Here is an 11921-nt window from a genome sequence, read left to right on the forward strand (position 1 = left end):
TAGGCTGCCCGCGCGCGATGGCTTACTTCATCGAGAGGACAATGCCGTGCGAGAAAACCTGTTAACCCTCCCTTTACCCAGGCTGGATCGCTTGATGGCGTTGCGTGACGCACTGGTGGCGTTGAAGGGGCCGCTGGCCGACGATCCAAGGCTGCGCGAAGACCTGCAAGCGCGTCTGTTCAATGAAGAAACCCATAGTCGCGTGCTGGGCAAGATCAATCCGGCTACACCCGCAGACTCCGGGCCGATTACCTACGGCGAGGCCTTTTAGCTGCATTTATTTTGCATTTAACCCTCATTAATATGCATTGGCGCCGCGTTATCAAGCACTGCACACTGCACAGGTTCCTTCCCCCAAATGTTGGAACCTTCAAAGGGCTGTTCCGGGAAACCAGGCAGGCCTTTTTTTTCGCCCGCTGTTTATGGACCGTCTCTCAATGCTCGCTCGCTGGTTACCCGCTGCAATCAACACCCGTCCCGCCGAATGGAGCCGTGCAGCCATCGGCATGGCCCTGGGCACGATGTTCAGTGTCTGGGCCTGTGCCCAGGTGTTCGGCATGGAGGTGGCCCTGCACCTGCTCGGCCCTCTGGGCGCATCGGCCGTACTGTTGTTTGCCGTGTCGTCGGGGGCGCTGGCCCAACCCTGGTCAATCATGGGCAGTTACCTGTGTGCAGGCATCGTCGCGTTGTTGGTCGCCCGCGTCTTGGGGCGCACCTTGGGCAGCGCCTGCCTGGCGGCGGGCATGACCGTGATTCTCATCTGCTGGCTGCGCTGCCTGCACCCACCGGCCGGCGGCCTGGCCATGACCCTGGTGCTGGCCGATCCGGCATCGGTCAACCTCGGCTGGTACGAGCTTGCGCCGGTGATGCTCGGCGCCGGCGCCCTGCTCGCCTGCGCGCTGGCCTATAACAATGCCACGCGCACGCGTTATCCCAAGGGCCTTGCCGAGCCAGCCCCGGTTATCCCGGGCACTGCCAATGCCGTGAGCGAGCCGAGCATCACGGCAGCCGACCTCAAGCTCGCGTTGGCCGAGATGGAGCAGTTCTACGATGTCGAACCGACAGAGTTGGAGCAACTGATCCACGCCGCCGAGGGCCATGCCCGACGTCGCAGTATCGGTGAGGTACTGGCCAGCCGGGTGGTTTGACCGGCACTGCATAAATGCAACAACGACCTGCAGGATTCCGGGTTGTACTGGGCAAATTTGCACTGGTACGATCACGAGAGAGTTCACCCGCGAACATCTTGATAAAGACAATAAAAGCAGGGAGTTAGAGATGACTGCTCAGGTTTCATCCCAAGCAAGCCGCGCCGAGGTCCAGCAGGACGCTGTCCTGGCAAGCGTGCGCAACCATATCGGCCACCTCACCCTCAATCGTCCCGCTGGCTTGAACGCCATCACCCTGGACATGGTCCGCCAGTTAACCGCGCATTTGCAGGCCTGGGCCGACGACGCCGAGGTCTACGCCGTGGTACTGCGCGGCGCCGGTGAGAAAGCCTTTTGCGCCGGCGGCGACATCCGCTCGCTGTACGACAGCTTCAAGCAAGGCGACACCCTGCACCAGGACTTCTTCGTCGAGGAATATGCCCTCGACCTGGCCATTCACCACTACCGCAAACCCGTACTGGCGTTGATGGACGGCTTCGTCCTCGGCGGTGGCATGGGCCTGGTGCAAGGTGCGGACCTGCGGGTAGTCACCGAACGCAGCCGCCTGGCGATGCCGGAAGTGGCCATCGGCTACTTCCCGGATGTCGGCGGCAGCTATTTCCTCTCACGCATTCCGGGTGAGTTGGGTACTTACCTTGGGGTGACTGGCGTGCAGATCCGTGCGGCCGATGCGTTGTACTGCGGATTGGCAGACTGGTACATCGACAGCGCCAAGTGGGTTGAGCTGGATCAGAAACTCGACGGCCTGCAATGGCATGACTCGCCGCTCAAGGACCTGCAAGGCGCACTCGCCAAGCTCGCCGTGCAGCAATTGCCCGACGCCCCCTTGGCGGCCTTGCGCCCGGCCATTGACCACTTTTTCGGGTTGCCGGACGTGCCCAGCATCGTCGAGCAACTGCAACAAGTCACCGTGGCCGATAGCCATGACTGGGCGCTGACCACCGCCAACCTCATGCAGACCCGCTCGCCCCTGGCCATGGCCGTGACCCTGGAGATGCTGCGCCGTGGCCGCCACTTGCCACTGGAACAGTGCTTTGCCCTCGAACTGCATCTGGATCGCCAATGGTTCGAGCGCGGCGACCTGATCGAAGGGGTTCGCGCACTGATCATCGACAAGGACAAGACTCCGAAGTGGAACCCGCCCACCCTCCATGCGCTGGATGCCAGCCATGTGGACAGCTTCTTCCGCGACTTCGTGCAGATTGGGAAATAAGCCATGCAAGATCTTGAATACACTGAAGAACAAGTGATGATCCGCGACATGGCGCGGGATTTTGCCCGAGGCGAAATCGCCCCCCATGCCCAAGCCTGGGAAAAAGCCGGCTGGATCGACGACGCCCTGGTGGCGAAGATGGGCGAGCTGGGCCTGCTAGGCATGGTCGTCCCGGAAGAATGGGGTGGCACCTATGTCGATTACGTCGCCTATGCCCTGGCCGTGGAGGAAATATCCGCCGGTGACGCTGCGACGGGCGCGTTGATGAGCATCCATAATTCAGTGGGTTGCGGGCCGATCCTCAACTACGGCACAACCGAACAGAAACACACCTGGCTGGCCGAACTCGCCAGTGGCCAGGCCATCGGTTGCTTCTGCCTGACCGAACCCCAGGCCGGTTCCGAAGCCCATAACCTGCGCACCCGTGCCGAGCTGCGTGATGGCCAATGGGTCATCAATGGCGCCAAGCAGTTTGTCAGCAACGGCAAGCGGGCCAAGTTGGCCATCGTGTTCGCCGTGACCGATCCAGACTTGGGCAAGAAAGGCATTTCGGCGTTTCTGGTGCCCACCGATACCCCAGGTTTCGTGGTCGACCGCACCGAGCACAAGATGGGCATTCGTGCGTCAGACACCTGCGCCGTCACCCTCAACCAATGCAAGGTTCCTGAAGCCAGCTTGTTGGGTGAGCGCGGCAAGGGGCTGGCCATCGCCCTCTCCAACCTGGAAGGCGGCCGCATTGGTATCGCCGCCCAGGCCCTGGGCATCGCCCGCGCCGCGTTTGAAGCCGCGCTGGCCTACGCCCGTGATCGGGTGCAGTTCGACAAGGCAATCATCGAACACCAGAGCGTGGCCAACCTGCTGGCCGACATGCAAACCCAGCTCAACGCTGCGCGCCTGCTGATCCTCCACGCCGCACGCCTGCGCACTGCCGGCAAACCGTGCTTGTCCGAAGCCTCCCAGGCCAAGCTGTTCGCCTCGGAAATGGCCGAGCGGGTCTGCTCCAAGGCGATGCAGATCCATGGTGGGTATGGGTATCTGGAGGATTACCCGGTGGAGCGTTACTACCGGGATGCACGGATCACGCAGATTTACGAAGGCACCAGCGAGATTCAGCGGATGGTGATTGCCAGGGAGTTGAAAAACTACCAGCTCTAACGGACATGACACCATCGCCTTCTTTAGGAGCGAGCTTGCTCGCGAAAAACGTCAACGATAACGCGCGCTTGCTGACTGACCGCGGCGTCTGTGAGCTTCTCGCGAGCAAGCTCGCTCCTACAAAAATGCCTTGACCGTCTGGCATTATGGCTTGCCTGCGATGCAGAAACCTCGGTCCATCAGCTAACCGAGGCGATGCCATCGCAGGCAAGCCAGCTCCCACCTTTGCTATGCGGGGTTTGGCAGGGTTATTTATCCTTGAATTCCGGCGCCCGCTTGGCCACGAATGCGGCCATGCCTTCCTTCTGATCCTGGGTCGCGAACGCCGCATGAAACACCCGGCGCTCAAAGCGCACGCCTTCGGACAGGCTGACTTCAAACGCACGGTTCACGCTTTCCTTGACCATCATGCTGATCGGTACGGATTTACCAGCGATCAGGGCGGCCACTTTCAGCGCTTCTTCCAGCAGTTCATCGGCGGGTACGATACGCGCGACAATCCCGCAGCGCTCGGCCTCTACCGCGTCAATAAAACGCCCGGTCAGGCACATTTCCATGGCCTTGGCCTTGCCCACTGCACGGGTCAGGCGCTGGGTGCCGCCCATGCCCGGCAGCACGCCCAGATTGATTTCCGGCTGACCGAATTTGGCGGTGTCGCCGGCAAGGATAAAGTCACACATCAGGGCCAGTTCGCAGCCACCGCCCAGGGCGAAGCCATTCACGGCGGCGATGATCGGCTTGCGGCGATTGGCCACGCGATCGCTGTCGCTGAACAAGTCGTCCATATAGATCTGCGGGTAGGTCAGCTCGGCCATTTCCTTGATGTCGGCACCGGCCGCGAAGGCTTTTTTCGAGCCAGTCAGCACGATGCAGCCAATTTCAGGGTTGGCTTCCAGGCTGTCCAGCGCCTGGTTCAGCTCACTGACCAGTTGTGCATTCAAGGCGTTCAGTGCGCTGGGACGGTTGAGCGTGATCAGCCCGACACGGCCCTGGACGTCAAGCAGGATGGTTTCGTAACTCATGTATCGGCTCCTTAAAGATTGCGTGAGATGACCATGCGTTGAATATCGCTGGTGCCTTCGTAAATCTGACAGACCCGCACATCGCGGTAGATCCGCTCAAGGGGGAAGTCGTTCAGGTAACCGTAACCGCCCAAGGTTTGCAAGGCGGCCGAGCAGACTTTCTCGGCCATTTCGGACGCAAACAGCTTGGCCATGGACGCTTCCACCAGCGCCGGCTTGCCACTGTCACGCAGGGCGGCGGCGTAATGCACCATCTGCCGGGCGACGGCGATCTGGGTGGCCATGTCGGCCAGGCGAAAGGCCACGGCCTGGTGTTCGATCAACGGCTTGCCAAAGCTTTCACGCTCACGGGCATAGTCGCGGGCCGCTTCGAAGGCGGCGCGGGCCATGCCCACCGACTGGGAGGCGATGCCCACGCGGCCACCTTCCAGGTTGGCCAAGGCGATTTTGTAGCCCTCGCCCTCCTCGCCCAGACGGTTGGCCACCGGTACTTTCACGTCTTCAAACAGGATCTGACAAGTGTCCGAGGCATGCTGCCCCAGCTTGTCTTCCACCCGTGCCACGGTATAACCGGGCGAATCGGTGGGCACAATAAACGCGCTGATTCCACGCTTGCCTGCGGCGGGGTCGGTGACCGCAAACACAATCACGATCCCGGCGTTTTGCCCGGAGGTGATGAACTGTTTGCAGCCGTTGAGTACATAGTGGTCGCCTTCAAGGCGCGCACGGGTTTTCAGGCTGCTGGCGTCGGAGCCGGCCTGGGGTTCGGTCAGCGCGAAGGCACCGAGCATGGCGCCGCTGGCCAGGGGCGTGAGGAACTGCTCTTTCTGCTGGTCATTGCCAAATTTGAGGATCGGCACGCAACCCACCGAGTTGTGCACGCTCATGATCGTGGAGCAGGCACCGTCGCCCGCGGCGATTTCTTCCAGGGCCATGGCGTAGGCCAGGTAGCCGGTGTCGCAACCGCCCCACTGTTCCGGGACCAGCATGCCGAAAAATCCCAGTTCGGCCATTTCCCCAATGGCCTCCTTGGGAAAACGATGCTCGCGGTCCCACTCGGCGGCGAAGGGTTTCAAACGTTCCTGGGCAAATTGCCGGGCGGCGTCGCTGATCTGCAGTTGTTCGTCATTGGGCAACATAGGTCATCCTCAATACAGGCATTCAACGGCCATGGCCGTGGCTTCACCGCCGCCAATGCAGATAGCGGCGACGCCACGCTTGAGGCCCTTCTGGCGCAGGGCCGCGAGCAACGTCACCAGGATGCGTGCGCCGGAGGCACCAATGGGGTGGCCCAATGCACAGGCGCCACCATGCACGTTGACCTTGTCGTGGGGAATCTCCAGCTTGCTCATGGTCACCAGGCTGACCACGGCGAAGGCCTCGTTGATTTCGAACAGGTCGACCTCGTCGAGGCCCCAGCCGGTCTTGCTCATCAGTTTGCGAATCGCCCCCACCGGCGCCACCGGAAACAGCCCAGGCTCATCGGCAAACGCGGCGTGCCCGTGGATCACTGCCAACGGCTTGAGGCCGCGCTTGAGCGCCTCGGACTCACGCATCAGCAACAACGCCGCGGCGCCATCGGAGATCGAGCTGGAGTTGGCTGCCGTCACTGTACCGCCGTCACGGAACGCCGGTTTAAGGCTGGCAATCTTGTCCAGCCTGGCTTTCGGCGGTTGCTCATCGTGAAGGATGGTTTTTTGTTCCTTGCCCACGGTGACCTGCACCGGGACGATTTCACTGGCAAAGCTGCCGTGGGTGATGGCCTCTTGTGCGCGGGTCAGGGAAGCGATGGCAAACGCGTCCTGGGCTTCCCGGGTAAAACCATTGTGCTCGGCGCAGTCCTCGGCAAAGGTGCCCATCAGGCGCCCCTTGTCGTAAGCATCTTCGAGGCCGTCGAGGAACATATGGTCCAGCACCTTGCCGTGGCCCATGCGGTAGCCGCTGCGCGCACGATCCAGCAGGTACGGGGCGTTGGACATGCTTTCCATGCCGCCTGCGATCACCACATCCACGCTGCCAGCGCGCAGCGAGTCGTGGGCCAGAATCGTCGCTTCCATACCGGAACCGCACATTTTGTTGAGGGTGGTGCAGCGCGTGCCCTTGTCCAACCCGGCGCCCAGGGCAGCCTGGCGGGCAGGCGCCTGTCCAAGCCCGGCGGGCAGCACACAGCCAAACAGCACTTCGTCAACAGCATCGGTGGCGATACCGGCACGCTCGACCGCCGCACGAATGGCGGCTGCGCCCAGCTGCGGTGCGGTCAGGCTTTTGAGGTCGCCCTGGAAACCGCCCATGGGCGTGCGCACGGCGCTGACAATAACAATAGGGTCGTTCATGGCAATTGCTCCTTATTTGGCGGCCATGCGCAAGGCACCGTCGAGACGGATCACCTCGCCATTGAGCATGCTGTTTTCAATGATGTGGCGTACCAGCGCGGCATATTCAGCGGGTTTGCCCAAGCGTGGCGGGAACGGCACGCCGGCAGCCAGGGAGTTGCGGACTTCGTCGGTCATGCCGGCCATCATCGGGGTTTCGAAAATGCCCGGTGCAATGGTCATCACGCGGATACCAAAGCGCGCCAGTTCCCGTGCGGCAGGCAAGGTGAGGCTGGCGATCGCGCCCTTGGAGGCGGCGTACGCAGCCTGGCCGATCTGCCCATCGAATGCCGCCACCGAGGCGGTATTGATGATAACGCCGCGCTCGCCGTCGGCATTCGCCTCGGTTTCAGCGATAGCCGCAGCGGCCAGGCGCAACAGGTTGAAGCTGCCGACCAGGTTGACGTTGATCACCTGGGCAAAGCTTGCCAGGCCGTGCGGGCCATTCTTGCCGAGGATCTTCTCGCCGCGCACCACACCCGCGCAGTTGACCAGGCCATGCAAGCCACCAAAGGCCTCGACCGCTGCCTTCACCGCCGCTTCTGCAGCGGCTTCCTGGCTGATGTCTGCTACGGCACTGCGGGCGTTGTCGCCCAGTTGCTCGGCCTTGGCGGCCACGGCGTCAGCGTTCAAGTCCACCAGCATCACCTTGGCACCTGCGGCGACCAGCATTTCAGCCGTGGCCGCGCCGAGGCCCGACGCGCCGCCGCTGACCAGGAATACCTTGTTTTCAATCTGCATCGTTGTTTCCTTTTAAAGGGATCACGCCACGGCCGCCTGGGCCTTGGCTATTTCCTGATTGCGCAAAATAAAGCGTTGCAGCTTGCCGCTCGGGGTCTTGGGCAAGTCGCTGACAAATTCGATTTCCCGCGGGTACGCATGGGCGGCCAGGCGCTGACGCACATGCAGGCGCAACTCTTCAGCCAGCTCCGGGGTGGCACGGTATTGCTCACTGATCACCACAAAGGCTTTGACCAGCTCGGTGCGCTCCGGGCAAGGCTTGCCGACCACGGCAGCCTCGACCACCGCAGGGTGTTCCACCAACGCGCTTTCCACATCGAAGGGCCCCACGCGGTAGCCGGATGTAGTGATCACGTCGTCGCTGCGCCCGACAAAGCTGATGCTGCCGTCCGGGTTCAGCTCCACGGTGTCGCCGCTGAGGTAGTACTTGCCGACGAACGCGTTGGTTTTCACGCCGTCGTACCCGGCAAACCAGCACATAGGCGATTGCTCGCGGTCGATGGCAAGGATGCCGGGTTGGCCGGCTGGCAGCTCCTGATGGTTGTCATCCAGCACCACGATGCGATGCCCTGGCGAGGCAAAACCCGCCGAGCCGACATGCACCGGATGCGCCAAACCATGGTGATTGCACAGCACCATGCCCAGCTCGGTCTGGCCGTAATGGTCGTGGATGGTCACGCCCAGGTTGTCGGCGAACCAGCGGATCACCTCCGGGTTCAATGGCTCGCCGGCGCTGCTGACGATGCGCAGCTTGCCCTTGATCGAACGGGCGAACTGTTCGCCACCGGCAATCAACAGCCGATACGCCGTGGGCGAACCGGTCAGGTTGGTGATCGCGTATTTATTGATGACCCGGCAGGTGCTTTCCAAAGTGAACGGGCCATCGTAGAAGGTAATCGGGTGCCCCATGGACAACGGCCCGGTCACGCCGAAATAGATGCCATAGGCCCACCCAGGGTCGGCAACGTTCCAGAACGCGTCCTCGGGGCGCAAGTCCACGGCGTCGCGCATATAGCCCTGGAACGCGACGATGGCCTTGAGCGGTACCGACAGCGCCTTGGACGGGCCGGTGGTGCCGGAGGTGAACATCAGCAGGAACGGCTCCTCTGCGCCCAGCAGCACCGGCTCGCAGTGAGAAGAGTAATTGGGCAGTTCGGCCCAGAAGCTGTAGTCGCCCCGCACGATACCTTCGCCTTTGGCCCCGGCGACTGTGACGATGGTCGGGCAGTCGGCGACCTCCGCCAGCTTGGGACGGTTCACTGCATCGGTGACTACCAGCGCTGCGCCAGAGCTGTTCAAGCGATGTTCAATCGCCTTGGGTCCGAACGCGGTAAACAGCGGCTGATAGACCGCGCCGATGCGCCACGTTGCCAGCACGACCACCAACAATTCGGCAGTGCGAGGCAACAGGCCCGCCACTTTGTCACCGCGCTTGACGCCCTGGGCCAGCAGGAAGTTGGCGAAACGTGCGGCCTGCTCCTGCAGTTCGGTAAAGGTAGAGGTGGCGCTGCGCCCGTCCTTGCCTTCCCAGAACAACGCGATGCGCCCCGGCAGCGCGTGACGGTCACAGCATTCAACACAGGCATTGAGCGCCTGCAGATTGCCGGCCAGTGCGGCGTCGGCGGTATGCTGGTAATCAAACTCGGTAGTGGCAGCCAAATACTCACGCATCGCTTCCTATCCTTCTGTGTTTTTATTTTCAGGACGTTTACAACTCGATAAACCGCTGAAATAGTCGCTCCAGAGCGGCGCAGCGGCAATGGTCAAAGCCTTCAACTTGGCTGACTGGTTTGGCCAGTCCGTAGTGAACACGGGGGCTTTTTCGCTTTTCTGTGGGAGCGGGCTTGCCCGCGAAGGCGGTGGGTCAGTCACCCCGACTGTCACTGCACCACCGCTTTCGCAGGCAAGCCTGCTCCCACAGGGTTATGTACTGCCGGTTCACACGTTAGTCATTGAGTTGACTGATCAGACGGTCGATCCAAGTGATTGGACGCGATGCATAGCAGCTTCTAATCTGACAGCCTGCTCCGCCACAGAAGCCCTCCATGATCGTTCGCCCTAAACCCAACGTCCTGGGTATCCTGTTCTCCCTCAAAGGCTCCATTGCCAAGCGCATTGCCTGGCGCAGCCTGCTGGTCACGCTGTTGGCCTCGGTCATCGTGCTGGTGGAAACCCTGCACCCCGCCTATTTTTCCAAGGTCAACGCTACGCCCTTCACCTTGTTGGGCCTGTCACTGTCGATCTTCATGAGTTTTCGCAACAACGCCTGCTACGACCGTTGGTGGGAGGGCCGCAAGCAACTGGGGCAAATGGTCATTGACGTGCGCTCGCTGATTCGCGAGACCCAGGTGCTGGGGGACACCGCCGAGCGTGCTGGCCTGCTGCGCGGCCTGTGCGGTTTTGCCCATGGCTTGGTCGCGCATTTGCGCCATGAAGATCAAGCCCGGGCGATACACCCGTGGATCAGCGTGCCAGCGAGCCACCCCAACCTGCCGGACAGCGTGCTGCAAGCAGTCGGTGCGCGCTTTTCGGTCCTGGCACAACAGGGCGTGATCAGCGAATGGCGCTACACCCAACTGGAAGCCCGGCTGGTCAGCCTGAGCCAGGTGCAGGCGGCATGCGAGCGCATCAAGACCACACCACTGCCCTTTCCCTACACCCTGCTGTTGCACCGCACCATCTACCTGTTCTGCATCTTGCTGCCATTCGCCATGGCCGAGCCTCTTGGCTGGTTGACGCCAGTGTTCACCGCGATTGTCAGCTACACCTTCTTTGGCCTGGATGCGATTGGCGATGAATTGGAAGACCCCTTCGGCTTCGACGAAAACGACTTGCCGTGTGACGCTATCCTGCGGACATTGGAGCGCGAGATCCTCTCCGCCTTGGGTGAAGTCAACCTGCCGCCAGCGTTGGAGCCAGCGGACTACGTGCTGACCTGACGCGGGTTTGACACTCGCCTCGCACTGACCGAAGCTTGGAACTTTGCTGCCCAAGCTTTCGGACGCCTGCATGTCAAAGTCTCGCCGTTACTCCATCATCGGCCTGTGCGCCCTGTTGCTGATCGTACTGATCACCTGGTTTTTCTCCCGTACCCCGGCAGTGGCCGTCCCCCCGGCCATCGCCCATGGCTATTCCAAGGCCTTGAAGCAGGCGCATAATGGCGAGCCAGGCGCCGCACGTGTGTTGTACCAACAGCTCGGCCGGCCGGACCTGTTGCCCGAGCGCCGCGCCGCCTTGCACGCCGAGCTGCCCAATTACCCCAGCCCCCAGGCGCTGAAACTGGCCGATAAAGACCTCGCCGATAAGTCGGCGCTGGTGCGCGAAGCCGCGATTCACAGCATCGTCGGCTTGGTGCCCACTGGCCAGCGCACCTTACTGCTCGGCCCGGTGCTGGACGATCCGGAACAATCGGTGCGCTTTGCGGCCGCCAACGCCTTGCTCGGCCTGTCGCCCGATACCCTGGGTTTGTACTTTGGCCCACTGCAGCAGGTGCTCGACGAATTCGTGACAACGCTGAAGGCCCAGCCCGAAACGGCTGAAGGCTGGATTCAATTGGCGCGCCTGTACATCCACAGCGCCCTGCTGCCGGAGGCGCAAAACGCCCTGGAGCAGGCAATGCGCTTGCAGCCGGACAACCTGCAAGCGGTGGTATCGCAAATCGAACTGCTGGACAAACAAGGAAAGACTGACGAGTCGCGTCAACTGCTGGCCCGACAATTGGCTGCGCACCCCGAATCGGCCTACCTGCAACATGCTCTGGGCATGTGGCTGCTGCACCATGGCGAGCGGCCCTACGCCCTGCTCGGCCTGTCCAAGGCGGTGGAGCTTGCGCCGGACAACCCGGATTATCGCTACGACCTGGCCACGACCCTGCACGCCCAGGACGAAGTAGAGGCGGCCCAGCGCCAGTTGGAAGAAATCGTCCAGCGTCACCCCGCCAACCGCAAAGCCCGCGTGCTGCTGGTCACCTACTGGAAAGAGACCGGCCAGTTGCAGAACGTCCAGGTGCTGCTCGCTCAACTGGAGCAACAGAACCCGGATGATCCGGCGCTACAGCAGGGCCTGTAGGAGCGAGCTTGCTCGCGAAGATCGTTAANACGCGGACTGCCTGGTTCACCGTGGCGCCCTTCAGATCTTCGCGAGCAAGCTCGCTCCTACACGGCTGCATTTCTTACAAAACGTTGAACCGCTACGTGCCACTACGGTCAAGTGAATATGGCGCGTCCCATTCGGCGTGCCCCTCTACTTG

General features: G+C 61.9%; 11 protein-coding genes. 6 read left to right on the top strand and 5 right to left on the bottom strand.

Annotated features, from left to right (window positions below):
- Positions 1 to 82 precede the first annotated feature (82 nt).
- The 4 genes from ACTJLA_RS11965 to ACTJLA_RS11980 all read left to right on the top strand — a co-directional run bounded on the left by ACTJLA_RS11965 (position 83) and on the right by ACTJLA_RS11980 (position 3537).
- Complete coding sequence (locus ACTJLA_RS11965) at positions 83 to 271, top strand: type VI secretion system contractile sheath small subunit (RefSeq protein ID WP_254989728.1); 189 nt, start codon at positions 83 to 85, stop codon at positions 269 to 271.
- Between the two features lie 166 nt (positions 272 to 437).
- Positions 438 to 1148 carry an HPP family protein gene (locus tag ACTJLA_RS11970; RefSeq protein ID WP_057975912.1) on the top strand — a complete coding sequence of 237 codons (711 nt, stop codon included), beginning with the start codon at positions 438 to 440 and terminating at the stop codon, positions 1146 to 1148.
- A gap of 130 nt (positions 1149 to 1278) precedes the next feature.
- Complete coding sequence (locus ACTJLA_RS11975; RefSeq protein ID WP_236454234.1) at positions 1279 to 2382, top strand: enoyl-CoA hydratase/isomerase family protein; 1104 nt, start codon at positions 1279 to 1281, stop codon at positions 2380 to 2382.
- A gap of 3 nt (positions 2383 to 2385) precedes the next feature.
- Positions 2386 to 3537 carry an acyl-CoA dehydrogenase family protein gene (locus ACTJLA_RS11980; protein ID WP_057975908.1) on the top strand — a complete coding sequence of 384 codons (1152 nt, stop codon included), beginning with the start codon at positions 2386 to 2388 and terminating at the stop codon, positions 3535 to 3537.
- A 248-nt stretch (positions 3538 to 3785) separates the two neighbouring features.
- Here the strand turns inward: ACTJLA_RS11980 and ACTJLA_RS11985 are convergent, their stop codons facing one another.
- From ACTJLA_RS11985 to ACTJLA_RS12005, 5 genes are read right to left on the bottom strand one after another with little or no spacing between them, the layout of a single operon-like run.
- Positions 3786 to 4559 (bottom strand): enoyl-CoA hydratase, encoded by a 774-nt coding sequence (locus ACTJLA_RS11985; protein ID WP_054896511.1) that lies wholly within the window; start codon positions 4557 to 4559, stop codon positions 3786 to 3788.
- Between the two features lie 11 nt (positions 4560 to 4570).
- A complete protein-coding gene (locus ACTJLA_RS11990; RefSeq protein ID WP_034127453.1) occupies positions 4571 to 5698 on the bottom strand; it encodes an acyl-CoA dehydrogenase in 1128 nt (375 codons plus the stop codon).
- 9 nt (positions 5699 to 5707) lie between these two features.
- Entirely contained in the window at positions 5708 to 6892 is a 1185-nt protein-coding gene (locus ACTJLA_RS11995; RefSeq protein WP_054896512.1) for an acetyl-CoA C-acyltransferase, read from the bottom strand.
- A gap of 12 nt (positions 6893 to 6904) precedes the next feature.
- Positions 6905 to 7672 carry an SDR family NAD(P)-dependent oxidoreductase gene (locus ACTJLA_RS12000; protein WP_054896513.1) on the bottom strand — a complete coding sequence of 256 codons (768 nt, stop codon included), beginning with the start codon at positions 7670 to 7672 and terminating at the stop codon, positions 6905 to 6907.
- A 21-nt stretch (positions 7673 to 7693) separates the two neighbouring features.
- The gene (locus ACTJLA_RS12005) at positions 7694 to 9343 is read right to left on the bottom strand and encodes an AMP-binding protein (protein WP_197900558.1); all 1650 of its coding nucleotides are present in this window, start codon (positions 9341 to 9343) and stop codon (positions 7694 to 7696) included.
- 374 nt (positions 9344 to 9717) lie between these two features.
- Between ACTJLA_RS12005 and ACTJLA_RS12010 the strand changes: the two genes are divergently transcribed.
- Both ACTJLA_RS12010 and ACTJLA_RS12015 read left to right on the top strand, forming a co-directional pair.
- A complete protein-coding gene (locus tag ACTJLA_RS12010; RefSeq protein WP_054919016.1) occupies positions 9718 to 10611 on the top strand; it encodes a bestrophin family protein in 894 nt (297 codons plus the stop codon).
- A gap of 70 nt (positions 10612 to 10681) precedes the next feature.
- Positions 10682 to 11740: a tetratricopeptide repeat protein gene (locus ACTJLA_RS12015; RefSeq protein WP_198791286.1), complete on the top strand. Its 1059-nt coding sequence runs from the start codon at positions 10682 to 10684 to the stop codon at positions 11738 to 11740.
- Positions 11741 to 11921: the final 181 nt, after the last annotated feature.

Origin of the sequence: Pseudomonas sp. 22072, from assembly GCF_052046095.1 — a bacterium.
GTDB classification, from domain to species: Bacteria; Pseudomonadota; Gammaproteobacteria; order Pseudomonadales; family Pseudomonadaceae; genus Aquipseudomonas; species Aquipseudomonas paracarnis.